Consider the following 15232-nt stretch of genomic DNA (forward strand, 5'->3'; position numbering starts at 1 on the left):
GGCACGTCGGCACGCCAAAACCGAAACGGGAACGCTCACGCTTCCCTCGAAGGTCCGCGCCCGAGAAAACTTTTTGCGTTGCGAAGCCTGGCGCGGGGCACCATTCTGGGGTCGAGGGTGCATCACGGAGTCCGGCGGGATCGATCGCTTCCCGATGCATCGCCTCACCCTCCCATTGGGTACTCAACGATGACCGACCAACCGAACGGCCTGCAAACCATCGCCGACCGGTACGGAGTAAGCCTCGACGCCATCCGCCATCTCGTCGATGCCTTACAGGCCGGAAACGGCACCATGGCACAGTTCAACCACCGCGAACTCGGCGGCTTCGGTCAGTGGTCCTCGGGTGGCATGACGATGATCGGCAACATGTTCGACGCGGAGCTCAAAGCCCGCGTCGGTGCATTGTGCAGCACTCTGGCCGAAGCCCTGCCGGCAGTCGGCTTTCCAATCACCAGCGTCACGTCGGATGCCTGGTGGCCGCAGCACCTCGGACGGCCCGCGACTTCGGGCTCCCAAAACGGTCTGCGCTATGCTTATTTTCCGCATGCCCAACGCCTCGCCATCGCGATGGATGGGAATGTCATTCTCTATGGAACGGCAGGGCAGCACATCACCGGGGTTTCGCAGCAGCAGGGTGGCACTGGCGGCCTACGGTTCTCCGGTCCTGACGGGGCCATTCCTCTCGAATCCCTGCGTCGGATCGACGACGATCGTGGCGAATCGTTTGTTTCCTCATCGACCTCCACCGAACCCGACACGCTCGTCCAGCGAGATACCACCCTTCAGCCCAAGCCGTTCACGCCTGAACCCATTCATCGGGTGGAAGCGGGCCCGGCGCGCGCGCAATCCCCGGCCGACGAGGTTCTGACGACCCTGGAACGACTGGCCGAACTCCAACGCAAGGGAGTGCTGACGGAAGCGGAATTCTCGTCCAAGAAAGCAGAGCTGCTGGCGCGCCTCTGATGGGTGTCGATGTCCTGCGCCGACGTGTCCACAGCCAGCAGGTTGCATGCGGGTCGCCACCGGCTCGCCGAGTCCCATTTCTCCTCGATGGGACTCTCGCGCGACTTCATCGATGTTCGGACGATCTATCACGAGGCGGCAGTCACGACGTTTCCGCGCGGCCGTGAGATCTTGGATCGCTTCCCCGACGCACAGCGCATCCAGGTACCGTCACATTGGAACATCCCGGACCTCCACGGCAACGCCGGCTCGGTTGACGATTGGGTGCGGATCAAGCGCTCGACGCTTGTCCTGGGGGTGAAGAAGGGGCTGGCCATGCGTCCGAATGGGCGCAGTGCTCACTTCATTGCCCCTTCGACGTCGAACGGCTGCGCTATGGCGTGCGCCTATTGTTATGTGCCGCGCCGTAAGGGATTCGCCAATCCGATCTCACTGTTCGTCAACGTCGAGGCGGTTTGTGCCGCGATCCGTCGGCATGCCGAGCGTCAGGGGCCCTTGTCCGCGCCGGACAGCGTCGACGCCGCCCTCTGGGTCTACGATCTCGGCGAGAACGGCGATCTTTCGGTCGATGCCGCGATCAGCGACACCGTGCGCGACCTCATCGGCCTGTTCCGCGCATTGCCCAACGCAAAGGCGTCCTTCGCAACCAAGGCGGTAAACCGCGACCTTCTCGCCTACGATCCGCAGGGAAAGACCCGCATTCGGTTCTCGCTGATGCCCGAGCGCATCGCCCGTGTCGTCGACGTCCGCACGAGCCCGATTCAAGAGCGGATCGCCGCCATCGACGACTTCGTGGCCGCCGGTTACGAAGTCCATTTGAATTTCTCGCCGGTCATCCTTTACGAAGGCTGGGAAGCGGACTGGGCTGAGCTCTTCACAGCGATCGATGATGGGATCGGGCGCGCAGCGCGGGCGCAGGTGAAAGCCGAGATCATCATGCTGACCCACAATGCCGATCTGCATGCGGTCAATCTGGGTTGGCATCCCAAGGCCGAGGATCTCCTCTGGCGCCCCGACATTCAGGAAGCCAAGATCTCCCAAGGTGGGGGTACCAATCTGCGCTACCGCACAGGCTGGAAAGGCCGGTGGCTCGCCCGTTTCACCGCACTCCTCAGCGAACGGATGCCCTACTGCACCGTCCGCTACGCATTCTGACCATCCGTTTTGAAGCCCGGCCCTGGAGAGCCTTCAGCCATGACCCATGAAGCCCATCTTCTCGACGCCGTCACGCTGGCCCACAGCAATGTGCTCGCCGAAGGCCGTCCGTATGGGGCCGTGATCGTGCGGGACGGGGCTGTCCTCGTACGTGCCGTCAATCGCACGGCCGAGACGCGGGATCCGACTGATCATGCCGAGATGGTTGCGATCCGGGAGGCGAGCCGCATTCTGGGATCGGCAAAGCTCGACGATTGTGTCGTCTATGCCAGCGGACGTCCCTGTCCGATGTGCCATGCCGCCATGCGACTCGCAGGCATCCGCGAAGCCTACTTCGCCTATACAGCGGAGGAGGCCGAAACCTACGGCCTCATCAGTGCGGGCATCTACGCCGAACTCTGTCGCCCCTTGGCTGACCAACCGATGCAGGTGACGCATCACCCGGTACCCGCCGAAGATCATCCGTACGCGGCATGGCGTGAACGCCAAAAGACCAAAGATTAAGTCATTGGCTTTGTAAGTTGCCGGCGCTAGCCTGGGGCCATGACAGAGAACGATCTTCGCGAATCGCGCGCTGCGCTGATCCTGTTGGCTGTGACGGTTACCGCAGTGCTGATCTTCGGTGCAGTGACGATACTGATGCAGCTCTGACCGGAATAGACTCGGCTGCGCTCAATGCGTCCAAGGCGCCGTACGATTGAACTTGAAGTTATCGGAGTAGGACAGCCCCTTCCGAGCGATCGGTTTTTGAGGCTCCTCGACCCGGTAGGATAAGCCGGTACGCGCGGCATAGGCGATGGCCTCGTCGCGCGTCTCGAACTCCAGGCGGACCTGCTGGAGCATATCCGAGGAGCTCGTCCATCCCATCAGCGGGTCGGTCTCACGCGGTGCGCTTTGGTCGAATTCGAGGACCCAAACCTTCGTGCGGGCGAGTCCTGACTGCGACGCGTCCTTCGCAGGTTGATAGATCCGGGCGCTCGACATCGGACGATTCCCAACGGTCTCGGGTTACCAGTCGAAAAATGGTCGGGGCGATAGGATTCGAACCTACGACCCTCTGGTCCCAAACCAGATGCGCTACCAGACTGCGCTACACCCCGACGCGTTCTCGACGCCCTTGGCTCTTAGGAGCTTTGCGTGTTCCCGGCAAGGATGGAAGCGGTCAGGCGAGAATATCGAGGACACGCTTCTCCATATCGAGCGAGGAGCGGAGCATCACGGTGTTCAGGGAAACGTCCGTCTTGGCCGCGAGAAGCTGCATCGCCGTGGTCGATAGATCGACCTGTGCCGCCGCAGGCAGGCTCGTGCCGATCGTGGCGATCCCCTCCGCGGCTTGGGCGAACCGTTGGGTGGCCGCCGCTATGCCGCCGCGGCTGATCGACACCGCACTGATCATGTGCCGCTCCTCGCTTTTCCTGGACGCCCCCCATCAGGCTGCGGCCTCTGGCCAACAACCTGCGGCGGTTGGAGAACTCATTCGTCTCGGACAGAAAGGTGCACGGACCTCGTTAAGCGAAGCGATCCGGGACGCATCGGATTCTAATGATTCGGTGGAAAAAAACGTCTCACATCGACTGGGCAGCGGGTTAGATGATCGACCAGCAAGTCCGGTCCTTCGAGCCGCATAGGGAAAGTTGGACCATTCCGAAATCGAACTCCGGAGCAAAGCCGGACGTCACAGGCACGATCTATGCCCCTTTCGATGGTGACGACGATACTGATCGATTCACGATCGAAACGGACGGTTCTTCCCGTTGACTGTCGTGTTGACTGAATGTCCAACGGTCCCGAGTGCGTACGCAACGGGAGCGCGCACCGGCCGCAACGATACGGCGGCGCGAGCCCCATTGCGGACCGCGTCAGGCAGCGTCGGCCCGGCGCGGCAGCGTCCAGTTCGGCCGTATGAAGTGACAGGTGTAGCCGTTCGGAATGCGCTCCAGGTAGTCCTGGTGCTCTGGTTCGGCCTCCCAGAATGGCCCGACGGGCGAGACTTCAGTCACCACCTTGCCGGGCCATAGCCCGGATGCATTGACATCGGCGATGGTGTCTTCGGCCACTGCCTTTTGCGCCTCGCTCTCGTAGAAGATCGCCGATCGGTAACCCGGTCCCCGATCGTTTCCCTGCCGATCGACGGTGGTCGGATCATGAATCTGGAAGAAAAACTCCAGAAGCTTGCGATAGCCGATCACCTCAGGGTCGAACAGGATCTCGATCGCTTCGGCATGACGGCCGTGATTGCGATAGGTTGCGTTCGGCACCTCACCGCCGGAATAACCGACTCGCGTCGCGATGACGCCCGACTGTTTACGGATGAGGTCCTGCATCCCCCAGAAACAACCTCCTGCCAGCACAGCGCGCTCGGTGGTCATGCATGGGTTCCTTCCATCTGGGCGGCAGGCTGCCGCCGCTACTCAGATGGTGAATCGCGTGGTCGTTTCCAGCACCCTAGGCACCGACCGTGGCATCGCGGCAAGAACGGAGGCGCTCTGAACCGCTCAGGCGGCGCGGACCCTGGCGAGGAACCGCTCGACCTCGGCACTGAGATGGCCGGACTGACGCGACAGGTCGGAGGCCGACGCAAGAACCCGAGTGGCGGCCGTACCGGTCTCCTCGGCGGCCGACGCGACGGCGGCGATGTTCACCGTCACCTCGCCCGTACCCGCAGCCGCCTGGGAGACGTTTCGGACGATCTCCTGGGTTGCTTCACCCTGTTGTCCCACGGCCGCCGCAAGTGAGATCGCGACGGTGCTGATCTCGCCGATTCGACCGCGGATCCCGGCGATGGCGGTCACGCTGTCTCCCGTCGCCCCCTGGATGCGGGCGATCTGGCTGCCGATCTCCTCGGTTGCGCGTGCGGTTTGACTCGCGAGCTCCTTGACCTCCGCCGCGACCACCGCGAATCCGCGTCCGGCCTCGCCAGCTCGCGCCGCCTCGATGGTTGCGTTCAGGGCAAGAAGGTTGGTCTGCGACGCGATATCGGCGATGAGTTTGACCACGTCGCCGATCCGGGCGGTGGCGCCACTGAGATCTTGCACCAGGGCGGCGGTTGCACCAGCCTCGCGCACGGCGACCTCCGCCAGGTGGGCCGAGCCCTGGACCTGCCGTCCGATCTCTTGGACCGTCGAACCGAGTTCTTCCGCCGCGGCCGCCACGGTCTGAACGTTGATGGCAGCCTCTTCGGCCGCCGCTGCGACGGAGACGGACCGAGTGCCCGCCTGAGTCGCCGTCGCGGTCATTGTCTGAGCCGTCGCCTGGAGCTCGGCTGCAGCGCTTCCCACCGAACCGACGATTCCACCGACCGCCCGTTCGAACGAATCGGCCATGTCACGCATGCCTTGCCGGCGCTGGGCCTCGGCTCCGGCACGCGCCAAAGTGGTCTCCTCCTCCAGATGCTTCATGCGGATGAGACCGTCCTTGAAGACCTGAACGGCGTCGGCGATGCGGCCGATCTCGGTGCCATTGCCCTGGTTCGGGATCACGGCGGTGAGATCGCCTTCCGCGAGCGCGGTCATCGGCCGGACGACGGCACCGATCCCGCCGGAAATGCCTCGAATGATGAAAACTGCGAGCAAGATCGACAGGACGAGCCCGCCTCCGACCACGGTCAGCACGATGGTTTCAGTTCGCTCGAACGCCTGCTCGCTCGCGAGGCGTGATTGTGCGGCGAGGCTGCTGTTCAAAGCGGCCAACTCGTTGGATGTGTCGATCGACGAGCGTTGGAGTTCGGAGGCTTTGCCCTGGAGACGCTCGAAAGCATCCTCGTTCAAGCCTCTGCGTGACAGCGCCAGGATCTCCGTGACCTCAACCTGATAGGCAGCCCAATTGGCTTTGATCCGGTCGTACAAGGCTCGCTCTTCGGGCGAACTGATGAGAGCCGCGTACTCTCCGACCACCTTCGCCACATGAGCCCCACGCTCATCAAGCTCGGTGTCGGCCCGCTTCTTGGAATCCGGGTCGAGGAGCGCGCTGTGGCGATAGACACTGATAGCGTAACGCGCCATCCAGGATGTAATTTCGCCAGCCTTCGCCACGCTCGGCAAAGAATCCGACTGAACCTGCACGAGATAATCATTGATGGTACGCGTGGCCTGCAGCGCCACCACCCCGATACCGGTCATGAGAACGATTACGATCGCGAAAGCACCGATCAGACGAGTCCGGATCGACAATCTGAATTGTGTCATCGATATTACCCGATCGAGTTCGGAAAGAGCATCGATCTGGTATAACCATGAGAAATGAAGATTTTCTGAAATCGATCGCGACTTTGACTGCCATTAAATCGCAGGCCGCATCTTTAATTTGAATAAACCCAGCATTTGAATGCAAGATACTTCCAGGCTGGCTAGGCAAGCCGCGTGCTTTGTGCGTCGCGCACTCGGCCTCGCTCGGATATCCGTGCAATGTGTCGGGTCGGCGGACCTTTCGGATCAGCCGAGGAACAACCCGGCCGGAGCCGAGAGTTCTCAGGCTTCTTCCGCGTCGTCCGATCGCCGCCCACCACGATAGCCCGAGGCGAGAACGTAGAGTTCGCTCGAATCGGCACGGCTGGCATTCGGCTTGACATGCCGCACACTGGCGAAATCGCGCTTCAGATCAGCGAGAAGGCTGCCTTCGGTACCGCCTTGGAAAACCTTCGCAAGGTAAGACCCACCGGGGGCGAGAATCTCACGGGCGAACTCGGCGGCCGTCTCGGCCAGACCGATGATGCGCAGGTGGTCGGTCTGCTTGTGACCGGTGGTATTGGCAGCCATGTCAGACAGGATCAGGTCTGCCGGCCCGCCAAGCAGGCCGGTGAGCAGTTGTGGTGCCGCAGGGTCGAGAAAGTCGAGGGTGATGAACTCGACACCGGCCATGGGCTCGATTTCGAGGAGATCGATCCCGACGATGCGACCGGTGTCGCCGACGATCTTAGCCGCCACTTGCGACCAGCCGCCGGGGGCGGCGCCCAGATCGACGATACGCTGGCCGGGCTTCAGGAGTTTGAAGCGCTCGTCGATCTCGATGAGCTTGAAGGCGGCCCGCGAGCGATAGCCCTCGCGTTTCGCACGGGCGACATAGGGATCGTTCAGCTGGCGCTCCAGCCAACGTTTCTGCGAAGCCGTACGACCGCGCCCGGTCTTCACCCGTTGCTTGAGTTCGCCGCGCAACCCTGCACCGGCACCACGCCTGTCACTCACCGGTAACCCCCACGGCGCCACACGCCGTCCTCACGCATCATGTTCATCAGGAGCCCCTCGCGAAGGCCGCGATCGGCGATCCGCAGGCGATCGGATGGGAACGCCCGCCGGATTGCTTCCAAGATCGCACACCCCGCCAGCACCAAGTCGGCCCGGTCACGCCCGATGCAAGGATTGTCCGCCCGCTGGTCGAGACGCGTGTCGAGGAGGTCGTCGATGGCGCCCCCGACCTCGCCGTCGCTCATCCACAGGCCATCGACGCGGCGACGCTCGTAACGGGCGAGGCGCAGATGCATGGCCGCGAGCGTCGTCACCGTTCCCGACGTGCCGAGCAGGTGGAAGTGCCGGGCATTGGCGGCGGGCGCCGCACGGATCGCGAAGCGGGCGAGCATGTCGGCCACTTCTTCCACCATGCCTTCGAAGGTCAGGCGCGTCACGTCGGCGCCGCCGTGACGCTCCGCGAGAGTGACCACGCCCACCGGCAGGGAGTCCCAGGCGCGGATGCGCAGGGTCGGGTCGGTGGACGGGTTCGTGGCCGCGCCGTCGAGCCATGCGATCTCCGTGGAGCCGCCGCCGATATCGAAGATCACCACCGATTCGGCATAGGGGTCGGCCAAAGCCGCGCAGCCCGTGACCGCGAGGTAAGCCTCTGTCTGACGATCGACGATCTCGAGATCGAGACCGACCTCGTCGCGTACACGCTCGACGAAAGCCGCGCCGTTCACTGCGAGCCGGCAGGCTTCCGTGGCGATGATCTTGGCGCGTACGACACCGCGCGCCTGCATCTTCGCACGGCAAACACGAAGGGCATCAATGGTACGCTCGATGGCGGGCTCACTCAGGCGGTCGGCATTTCCGAGGCCTTCGCCGAGGCGTACGATGCGCGAGAACGCATCGATGACTCGAAACCCGTGGGATGCGGGCTCGGCGATAAGGAGACGGCAATTGTTGGTGCCGAGATCGAGGGCGGCGTAAGCGTTCCGCCGCGGCGGCCGGTGGGCGGTGGCCTGCGTTCCGGATCGTTGCATTTCCCCCGGCGCGACCGTGGGGGTGATCGGGCCGGCCATGGAGCGGGCCGGGATGGTCGCGGCACTCTCTTCCCGCATCGGCTGTGCCGAAGTCCTTCCGCGTGATCCCAGGCGGAGAGCCGGATCATCATTCAAGATCCACGCTACAGGTGTCGCGGGCAAACTGCAAAGCCCTGGATTCGTTGCGCGGATCGCCCTTGGCGCGGCGCTTCTGCGTCGGTCAGGCTACGCCTTGCCGGCGGCGGCGAGCCGCGGCACTGGCCGCAGCAGGCTCTTGACCTGGGAGAATGGGCGCGGCCGGTGGATCACCTCGTCGAGGCGCGACCAAAGGGTCTTCGGCGAGAAGGGCTTGGCGATGATCTCGTTGACCCCGAGCGAGATCGCACGGTCGACCACGTTGCGGCGCGGCTGAGCGAGCATCAGAATGATCGGGACCGTCGGAGAAGGCGATGTGGTCGGTGTGCGGGCGAGACGAATGAACTCTTCACCCGAGAGAATCGCCAGATCCCAATCGATGATGGTGATGTCCGGCTTGCTCTCTGCCAGCACCCCGAGCGCCTCGGCCCCGTCGGGAGCCTCGAGGACGCGCTTGATGCCGACGCGCATGAGCATGTCCCGCACAATACGGCGGATGTACAAGCTTTCGTCCACGACCAGGGCGGACAGGTCCGGAAACGTTGGTGTGGCGATCATGCGGCAGCATTCGGCTCCGGTCCGCTCACTCGGATCGGCCTGGCATCACCATTAACCCACGAGCCTTTTCGCTTTCCTAACGTCGGACCCAAATCCGCCCGCGTTCGACGTACAAGGGCGATCGGAACCAAACCTTCCCACAGTCTTCCTGCACCCACCCCGATCCGCTACGCATTTTGCCGCACAAAATTAAGGGAACCGTCGCTCGGGCGCCCAAATGGACCTTGCGAGAGTGGCGCGTTTCAGTCAGGACTAAGGCGTTATTCTTGGTCACCGCTGCCGGGGGTAATGATAGTGCGGAGCGTGGGCTGTCTGGGATGGCGCGCACGCGGTATTCACAAATGATGGTCGGCGGACGGTTTTTGCGAGCTTTCTATGGGACGTGGTCGTGATTTCAGGGGGCCGCAGAAGCGCGGCTTCGATGAGGGTGGAGCCGAGCCGCGTTGGCCCGATCAGGCTCCGCCGAGCGGCGGTGGCTACGGTGGCGGCTTCGGCGGTGGCGGCGGCTTCGACCGCGCCCCGTCGCGCGCGGCGGCAGCCCCCTCGGGACCGGAGCGCGATGCGACGGTCAAGTGGTTCAACAAGGAGAAGGGCTTTGGTTTCGTCGAGCTGGCTGACGGCTCGGGCGATGCCTTCCTCCATATCCGCGCCGTCGAAGCCGCAGGCCATGCCGACCTTCTGCCCGGCACGCGCCTGACGGTCCATACGGCCCAGGGCCAGAAGGGTCCGCAGGTGACCGACGTCACCAGCGTCGACACCTCCACGGCCGAGGCGGCCCCCATGCGCGATGCGCGTCCGCCCCGTACCGGCGGCTTCGGCGGCGGCGACCGCTTCGGCGGCGACCGTGGTGGTTATGGCGCCCCCGCCGGTGGCGGCGATCGCTACGGCAGCGCTGGCGGCGGCGACCGTGGCGGCGGACGCTTCGCCAGCGGCCCCTCCACGGAGATGAGCGGCACCGTGAAGTGGTACGATCCGGCCAAGGGCTTCGGCTTCGTGTCCGTCAACGATGGCGGCAAGGACGTTTTCGTGCACCGTTCAGCCCTGTCGCGCGCCGGCCTCGAATCACTGGCCGAAGGCCAGCAGGTCGTGCTCGGTGTTGTCGAGGGTCAGAAGGGTCGTGAGGCTCAGAGCATCAACGTCGACGATTGATCCGTGAGCCCGGCCGTCCTTTGGCCATGGTTCCAAGTTCAGTTCGAGCGAGCGGCGGTCCCCCGGGGCCGCCGTTTCGCGTTTCAGCCCCGAAATTCCAGGTGGAGAGACCATGCGAATCGTCCCGCTCAGCCTGATCTGGCTCGCGGCCCTGGCCGTCCCGGCCTGGCCGGAAGACTTTACCGGTGCCTATGCGGGCGTGAACGCAGGTTATGCCTTGTCCGGTCGGGACCGGACCGACGCGGGACCCGGTCTCCTCGCTCCGGATGGCGCCCGCGCCCAGGAGATGCCGCCGAGCGCGCAGCAGGCGTCGGAGGCGTTGCGCGCACGGAACCTGAAGGATCGCCCCTTTCTTCCCCGTTAGACATCGGCCAAGCGTGGACGCCGGGTCTCGGTAAGGGCCGATGCGAAACGGCGCCCACCAAACCCACGCCTCGCGAAGGAACGCCCGACCAACAAAAAGGGCCGCCCCATGGGGCGGCCCTTTTCACATCGGCTGCGATCCGGGCGGATCAGCGCGAATAGAACTCGATCACGAGGTTCGGTTCCATCTGGACGGGGTAGGGCACCTCGCCGAGGTTGGGGATGCGGGTGACGCGGGCGGTCATCTTGGCGTGATCCACCTCGATGTAATCCGGTACGTCACGCTCGGCGAGCTGCGATGCCACGACGACGATTTCGAGCTGCTTCGAGGAATCCTTGACCTCGATCACGTCGCCGGTCTTCACGAGGTAGCTGGCGATATTCACCCGCTGGCCGTTGACCTTGACGTGGCCGTGGTTGACGAACTGGCGCGCGGCGAACGGGGTCGGCACGAACTTGGCGCGATAGACCACGGCGTCGAGGCGACGCTCGAGCAGGCCGATCAGGTTCTCGCCCGAATCGCCCCGGAGACGGATGGCCTCGGCGTAGTAGCGGCGGAACTGCTTCTCGGTGATGTTGGCGTAGTAGCCCTTCAGCTTCTGCTTGGCGCGCAGCTGAGTGCCGAAGTCGGACATCTTGCCCTTGCGGCGCTGGCCGTGCTGGCCTGGGCCGTACTCGCGGCGATTGACGGGGCTCTTCGGGCGGCCCCAGATGTTCTGACCCATGCGGCGATCGAGCTTGTGCTTCGCCTGAATACGTTTTGACATCGCGGTTCCTCTCGCAACGGAGATTTATCGAGGAACGCGCCCTCCTCTTTCCGGACCGGCCCTATGGCCTGACCCGGAACGACAGAGCGGCCGAAGCCGACTCACGGGTGCGCTTGAAAACGTTTCGGGGCCCCTCGTCGGGACCCCGTCACGTGCGTTTCCCTAGAGTAGGGCCGTGCCCCCGTCAATGCCGAGCCGGTTTCGTCGTCGGGAAAGTGCTCTCACTGGAGCCCGAGGGGCATCGCCTCCACGGCGACGGAGGTGACGTCGCGCAGGGCGAGGGAGGCCCGCAGGGGCTCGGTGAGCCCGGCGCCGCCCGTGAAGGCGCCGAGTATGGAGCCAGCGCGGTGGTCCATACCACGCGGCGGCGCGCCGAGGAGCTGCGTCACCCGGCGGGCGATGGCAGGAGCGGGGTCGATCCACAGGACCGGCCACGGCGCCAGGGCCTGGAAACGGGCCAGCAGCAGGGGGTAATGCGTGCAGGCGAGGCACACCACGTCGGTGCGGCGCCCGTCGTCGCTGATACTGAAGCACGGGGCGATCTCTGCGGAGAGCCGCGCATCGTCCACGGGGGTACCGGCAAGCTCCGCCTCGGCGAACCCGGCGAGGTTCGGGGCCCCCACCAGGGTCACGGCGCAGGCCGCGGCATAGGATTCGATGAGTTCGTGGGTGTAGGTGCGCGCCACCGTGCCGGGGGTGGCGAGCAGGCTGATCCGGCGCGAGCGCGTCGCTTCCGCGGCTGGTTTAATTGGTGGAACGACGCCGACGAACGGAATCGTGAAGCGCTGGCGCAGGGCCGGCAGGACGAGGGTCGAAGCGGTGTTGCAGGCGATGACCACGAGGTCGGGCCGGTGGAGCGCGACGAGGCGGTCCATCACGGCGAGCACCCGGTCGACGAGGGCTGCTTCGTCCAGGCGGCCATACGGGAAGGCGGCGTCGTCGGCCGCGTAGACGTAGGCCGCGTCCGGGCGGGCGCGGCGCACCTGCTCCAGCACAGTGAGGCCGCCGAGTCCCGAATCGAACACGAGGATCGTCGGGGTCGGGTTCGCGCCCGTCGCCACGGGAATCGTGGCCGTGCCCGCCATGAGATTGTTCCGCATCCGAACCTGGTCCGACGTCCCACCCAAGGGAGCAAGTGTCGATGGCGCCCGGTTAAGAGGATGTGACCAAGGCACGAAAAAGGCGATCGTCCTCGAACACCGCGTCGCAAGCCCGACGAACCGCGACGAACCGACCGGCCCGGCGGCCGTTGCCGAATGTCGCGTCCACCATATGTTCCGAAACCACGAGCTTCTGGAGACATCGGCATGGCAGCGACCGCAGCGTTTCGCGACACCAGACCCGCGTTGTCCGGCCGCCCCGCTTTCCCGCCCCCGAATCTCGGTGCCAAGCCCGTCGACTGCACGGCCTGGATCGCTGCCTTCCACCATGTCCGTGACGAGACCGAGCGCCGGGCCGCCCCCCTGTCGCCGGAGGACCAGCAGGTCCAGTCCATGGCGGATGCGAGTCCAACGAAGTGGCACCGCGCTCACACGACGTGGTTCTTCGAGCAGTTCCTGCTCCGAGCGCACCTGCCGGGATACGCACTTTATGACGAGCGCCTGCACTACCTGTTCAACTCGTACTATGTCGCTGCTGGTCCGCGTCAGCCCCGTATCCTGCGCGGTCTCATCACCCGGCCGACGACCGCGGAGGTGGCGGGCTACCGGGCGCATGTCGACCGCGCCGTGGACGCGCTTCTCGCGCAGGCCTCGGCGGCGGCCCTCGAAACGCTGCTGCCGATTCTTGAAATCGGGCTCTATCACGAGCAGCAGCACCAGGAATTGCTGGTCACTGATATCCTGCATGCCTTCGCGCAGAACCCCCTTGGCCCGGCCTACGACGCGGACTGGCGTTTTCCTGCGCCATCCGCCGCGTCGGGCAAGGTCGACCTGGCCCGGGGCATCACCCGGATTGGACATGGCGGCGAGGGGTTCTCGTTCGACAACGAATCACCCCGGCACGACGTGCTGATCCAGGGCGGCACCCTCGATCGCGCGCTCGTGACGAACGCCGAATGGCTCACTTTCATGGCCGATGGGGGCTACATCCGGCCCGAACTCTGGCTTTCCGACGGCTGGCTCGCGGTCCAGGCCGAGGATTGGAACGCGCCGGGCTACTGGCGCCAGGACGAAGCCGGCTGGGCTTCCATGACGCTCGCCGGAATCCGGCCCATCGACCCGTCCCTGCCCGTCAGCCACGTGAGCTACTACGAGGCCGACGCCTACGCGCGCTGGGCCGGACGCGACCTGCCTACGGAGTTCGAGTGGGAAGTGGCGGCCCGCGACGGTTGCCTCGCCGATGCCTTCGGCTCCGTCTGGCAATGGACCCGCAGTGCCTACACGGCCTATCCGGGCTATCGGCCCGTGGACGGGGCGCTCGGCGAGTACAACGGCAAGTTCATGTCGAACCAGTTCGTTCTGCGCGGCTCGTCGGTGGCGACGCCCGAAGGCCATGCCCGCGTGGGCTACCGGAACTTCTTCTATCCGCATCAGCGTTGGCAGTTCACGGGCCTGCGCTTGTCCGACATCCGCATCTGAACTGAAGCCCGCGTCCCGGAGACTCCAGCGTTGACCATCAATCCCGTCTTCACGAACGCGAAGCCCCTGGCTGCCCGGGACGCCCGCCAGCAATTCGAGGACGACGTCGTCGCCGGCCTCTCGGCGCCGCAGAAATTCCTGTCCGCGAAGTATTTCTACGACGCGGCCGGGTCGGACCTGTTCGAGGCCATCACCCGCCAGCCGGAGTATTATCCGACCCGTACGGAACTCGGCATCCTCGATACCAGAGGTGCCGAGATCGCCGCATGCCTCCCGGCTCGGGCCAATCTGGTCGAGCTCGGCAGCGGCTCAACCGTGAAGGTGCGTCGCCTCCTGGTGCACCGGCCGGACCTCGCCGCCTACGTGCCGGTGGATGTCTCCGAGACGTTCCTGCACAGCGAGGCCGAGACCCTGGCCGCCGACTTCCCGAACCTCGCCATCGCGCCCGTGGCGGCGGATTTCACCCGCGCCTTCACCCTGCCGGACGGGCTGTCGCACGATGCCGTCGCGGGGTTCTTTCCCGGCTCCACCATCGGCAATTTCGAGCCGCCCCAGGCGACGTACCTGCTGGCGCATTTCGGCCGGGTGCTCGGGCCTGGCGCCACCCTCATCGTCGGCGTCGACCTCGTGAAGGACAGGACCGTGCTGGAGGCGGCCTACGACGACGCGGCTGGGGTGACGGCGGCGTTCAACTGCAACCTGCTCATTCGCATCGCGGGCGAACTCGGGGCGATCCTCGACGTCGAGGGGTTCGGCCACCGGGCCCTCTTCAACGCGGACGCGTCGCGCATCGAAATGCATCTTGTGAGCCGGCGGGCGCAGACGATTCACCTCGCGGGCCACACCTTCGCCTTCGCCGAGGGCGAGACGATCCACACGGAAAACAGCTACAAGTACACGCTCGACAGCTTCCGGACCCTGGCTGTCGCGGCGGGCTGGATGCCACAGGCCGCCTGGACCGATGCCGAGGGTCTGTTCTCGATCCACGCCCTGACGCGGGCGTGAGAAGTCGCGCCTGAAACGTCGTCCCGGACATCGTATCCGCGACGAGACCTCAGCTGCGCTTCTCCATCATCGCTTTGACCTGCATCAACTGGTCCCAAACCTGCCCCGGCGACGTGCCCAGCGCGTCGAAACCGGCATTGATTCCCCAATAGAGTCCCACCACCATGATCGGGACGAGGATCCAGCCGAGAATCTCCTCTCCCCTGTGGCGACGGCGGCGGCGCGCGCGTCGATCGTCGCGCCGAGTCGGAGCAGGCGCGGACTGATGTTGTACCGGCGTGAGGGGGCCCTCATGCAGATCGCTCATTCGGATGCCCCCTGATGATTGACTGGACCACGCGCACCGT

The 15232-nt window shown here is 65.0% G+C and carries 17 protein-coding genes and 1 tRNA gene; 7 read left to right on the forward strand and 11 right to left on the reverse strand.

Annotated features, from left to right (window positions below; all coding sequences use genetic code 11):
- Positions 1 to 189 precede the first annotated feature (189 nt).
- The 3 genes from ASF52_RS10670 to ASF52_RS10680 all read left to right on the forward strand — a co-directional run bounded on the left by ASF52_RS10670 (position 190) and on the right by ASF52_RS10680 (position 2625).
- On the forward strand, positions 190 to 966 hold the full coding sequence (locus tag ASF52_RS10670) for an SHOCT domain-containing protein (RefSeq protein WP_056171609.1): 777 nt from the start codon (positions 190 to 192) through the stop codon (positions 964 to 966).
- An 87-nt stretch (positions 967 to 1053) separates the two neighbouring features.
- The gene (locus tag ASF52_RS10675) at positions 1054 to 2121 is read left to right on the forward strand and encodes a spore photoproduct lyase family protein (protein ID WP_056172154.1); all 1068 of its coding nucleotides are present in this window, start codon (positions 1054 to 1056) and stop codon (positions 2119 to 2121) included.
- Positions 2122 to 2160: 39 nt separating this feature from the next.
- Positions 2161 to 2625, forward strand: coding sequence for a nucleoside deaminase (locus tag ASF52_RS10680; protein WP_056171611.1), 465 nt, complete (start codon positions 2161 to 2163; stop codon positions 2623 to 2625).
- A gap of 168 nt (positions 2626 to 2793) precedes the next feature.
- Here the strand turns inward: ASF52_RS10680 and ASF52_RS10685 are convergent, their stop codons facing one another.
- The 8 genes from ASF52_RS10685 to ASF52_RS10720 all read right to left on the reverse strand — a co-directional run bounded on the left by ASF52_RS10685 (position 2794) and on the right by ASF52_RS10720 (position 9022).
- Positions 2794 to 3105, reverse strand: a complete 312-nt coding sequence (locus ASF52_RS10685; RefSeq protein ID WP_056171613.1) for an ETC complex I subunit — start codon at positions 3103 to 3105, stop codon at positions 2794 to 2796.
- A gap of 39 nt (positions 3106 to 3144) precedes the next feature.
- Positions 3145 to 3221, reverse strand: a tRNA-Pro gene (locus ASF52_RS10690).
- A gap of 62 nt (positions 3222 to 3283) precedes the next feature.
- Positions 3284 to 3517, reverse strand: a complete 234-nt coding sequence (locus ASF52_RS10695) for a hypothetical protein (protein ID WP_056171615.1) — start codon at positions 3515 to 3517, stop codon at positions 3284 to 3286.
- A 463-nt stretch (positions 3518 to 3980) separates the two neighbouring features.
- Complete coding sequence (gene msrA / locus ASF52_RS10700; RefSeq protein ID WP_056171617.1) at positions 3981 to 4490, reverse strand: peptide-methionine (S)-S-oxide reductase MsrA; 510 nt, start codon at positions 4488 to 4490, stop codon at positions 3981 to 3983.
- 126 nt (positions 4491 to 4616) lie between these two features.
- Complete coding sequence (locus tag ASF52_RS10705) at positions 4617 to 6305, reverse strand: methyl-accepting chemotaxis protein (protein ID WP_056171620.1); 1689 nt, start codon at positions 6303 to 6305, stop codon at positions 4617 to 4619.
- A gap of 282 nt (positions 6306 to 6587) precedes the next feature.
- Complete coding sequence (locus tag ASF52_RS10710; RefSeq protein ID WP_056171622.1) at positions 6588 to 7301, reverse strand: RlmE family RNA methyltransferase; 714 nt, start codon at positions 7299 to 7301, stop codon at positions 6588 to 6590.
- Complete coding sequence (locus tag ASF52_RS10715; protein WP_056171624.1) at positions 7298 to 8407, reverse strand: Ppx/GppA phosphatase family protein; 1110 nt, start codon at positions 8405 to 8407, stop codon at positions 7298 to 7300. The genes ASF52_RS10710 and ASF52_RS10715 overlap by 4 nt, the downstream gene beginning before the upstream one ends.
- Before the next feature lie 147 nt (positions 8408 to 8554).
- A complete protein-coding gene (locus ASF52_RS10720) occupies positions 8555 to 9022 on the reverse strand; it encodes a response regulator (RefSeq protein ID WP_056171626.1) in 468 nt (155 codons plus the stop codon).
- Between the two features lie 375 nt (positions 9023 to 9397).
- Between ASF52_RS10720 and ASF52_RS23485 the strand changes: the two genes are divergently transcribed.
- Together ASF52_RS23485 and ASF52_RS10730 are read left to right on the forward strand one after the other, a co-directional pair.
- Complete coding sequence (locus ASF52_RS23485) at positions 9398 to 10171, forward strand: cold-shock protein (RefSeq protein ID WP_056171628.1); 774 nt, start codon at positions 9398 to 9400, stop codon at positions 10169 to 10171.
- Positions 10172 to 10283: 112 nt separating this feature from the next.
- A complete protein-coding gene (locus ASF52_RS10730) occupies positions 10284 to 10535 on the forward strand; it encodes a hypothetical protein (RefSeq protein ID WP_056171630.1) in 252 nt (83 codons plus the stop codon).
- A 148-nt stretch (positions 10536 to 10683) separates the two neighbouring features.
- Here ASF52_RS10730 and rpsD read toward each other — a convergent pair whose 3' ends face one another.
- Together rpsD and murI are read right to left on the reverse strand one after the other, a co-directional pair.
- On the reverse strand, positions 10684 to 11301 hold the full coding sequence (rpsD, locus tag ASF52_RS10735; RefSeq protein WP_056086744.1) for a 30S ribosomal protein S4: 618 nt from the start codon (positions 11299 to 11301) through the stop codon (positions 10684 to 10686).
- 221 nt (positions 11302 to 11522) lie between these two features.
- Positions 11523 to 12401, reverse strand: a complete 879-nt coding sequence (murI, locus tag ASF52_RS10740) for a glutamate racemase (protein ID WP_056171632.1) — start codon at positions 12399 to 12401, stop codon at positions 11523 to 11525.
- A 207-nt stretch (positions 12402 to 12608) separates the two neighbouring features.
- On the opposite strand from murI, the gene egtB reads away from it, so the two are divergent.
- Together egtB and egtD are read left to right on the forward strand one after the other, a co-directional pair.
- Complete coding sequence (egtB, locus tag ASF52_RS10745) at positions 12609 to 13880, forward strand: ergothioneine biosynthesis protein EgtB (protein ID WP_056171635.1); 1272 nt, start codon at positions 12609 to 12611, stop codon at positions 13878 to 13880.
- A 30-nt stretch (positions 13881 to 13910) separates the two neighbouring features.
- Positions 13911 to 14885, forward strand: coding sequence for an L-histidine N(alpha)-methyltransferase (egtD, locus tag ASF52_RS10750; protein WP_082515285.1), 975 nt, complete (start codon positions 13911 to 13913; stop codon positions 14883 to 14885).
- A gap of 49 nt (positions 14886 to 14934) precedes the next feature.
- Here egtD and ASF52_RS10755 read toward each other — a convergent pair whose 3' ends face one another.
- Positions 14935 to 15192: a hypothetical protein gene (locus tag ASF52_RS10755; RefSeq protein WP_056171637.1), complete on the reverse strand. Its 258-nt coding sequence runs from the start codon at positions 15190 to 15192 to the stop codon at positions 14935 to 14937.
- Positions 15193 to 15232 lie beyond the last annotated feature (40 nt).

Origin of the sequence: Methylobacterium sp. Leaf112 (genome assembly GCF_001423295.1) — a bacterium.
In the GTDB taxonomy this organism is placed as follows: domain Bacteria; phylum Pseudomonadota; class Alphaproteobacteria; order Rhizobiales; family Beijerinckiaceae; genus Methylobacterium.

Excerpts from the sequence above, each read along its gene's own strand:
- ASF52_RS10670 (WP_056171609.1), top strand. The coding sequence starts at position 190 with ATGACCGACCAACCGAACGGCCTGCAAACCATCGCCGACCGGTACGGA.
- ASF52_RS10675 (WP_056172154.1), top strand. The coding sequence starts at position 1,054 with ATGGGACTCTCGCGCGACTTCATCGATGTTCGGACGATCTATCACGAG.
- ASF52_RS10680 (WP_056171611.1), top strand. The coding sequence starts at position 2,161 with ATGACCCATGAAGCCCATCTTCTCGACGCCGTCACGCTGGCCCACAGC.
- ASF52_RS10685 (WP_056171613.1), bottom strand. The coding sequence starts at position 3,105 with ATGTCGAGCGCCCGGATCTATCAACCTGCGAAGGACGCGTCGCAGTCA.
- ASF52_RS10695 (WP_056171615.1), bottom strand. The coding sequence starts at position 3,517 with ATGATCAGTGCGGTGTCGATCAGCCGCGGCGGCATAGCGGCGGCCACC.
- msrA (WP_056171617.1), bottom strand. The coding sequence starts at position 4,490 with ATGACCACCGAGCGCGCTGTGCTGGCAGGAGGTTGTTTCTGGGGGATG.
- ASF52_RS10705 (WP_056171620.1), bottom strand. The coding sequence starts at position 6,305 with ATGACACAATTCAGATTGTCGATCCGGACTCGTCTGATCGGTGCTTTC.
- ASF52_RS10715 (WP_056171624.1), bottom strand. The coding sequence starts at position 8,407 with ATGCGGGAAGAGAGTGCCGCGACCATCCCGGCCCGCTCCATGGCCGGC.
- ASF52_RS10720 (WP_056171626.1), bottom strand. The coding sequence starts at position 9,022 with ATGATCGCCACACCAACGTTTCCGGACCTGTCCGCCCTGGTCGTGGAC.
- ASF52_RS23485 (WP_056171628.1), top strand. The coding sequence starts at position 9,398 with ATGGGACGTGGTCGTGATTTCAGGGGGCCGCAGAAGCGCGGCTTCGAT.
- ASF52_RS10730 (WP_056171630.1), top strand. The coding sequence starts at position 10,284 with ATGCGAATCGTCCCGCTCAGCCTGATCTGGCTCGCGGCCCTGGCCGTC.
- rpsD (WP_056086744.1), bottom strand. The coding sequence starts at position 11,301 with ATGTCAAAACGTATTCAGGCGAAGCACAAGCTCGATCGCCGCATGGGT.
- murI (WP_056171632.1), bottom strand. The coding sequence starts at position 12,401 with ATGCGGAACAATCTCATGGCGGGCACGGCCACGATTCCCGTGGCGACG.
- egtB (WP_056171635.1), top strand. The coding sequence starts at position 12,609 with ATGGCAGCGACCGCAGCGTTTCGCGACACCAGACCCGCGTTGTCCGGC.
- ASF52_RS10755 (WP_056171637.1), bottom strand. The coding sequence starts at position 15,192 with ATGAGCGATCTGCATGAGGGCCCCCTCACGCCGGTACAACATCAGTCC.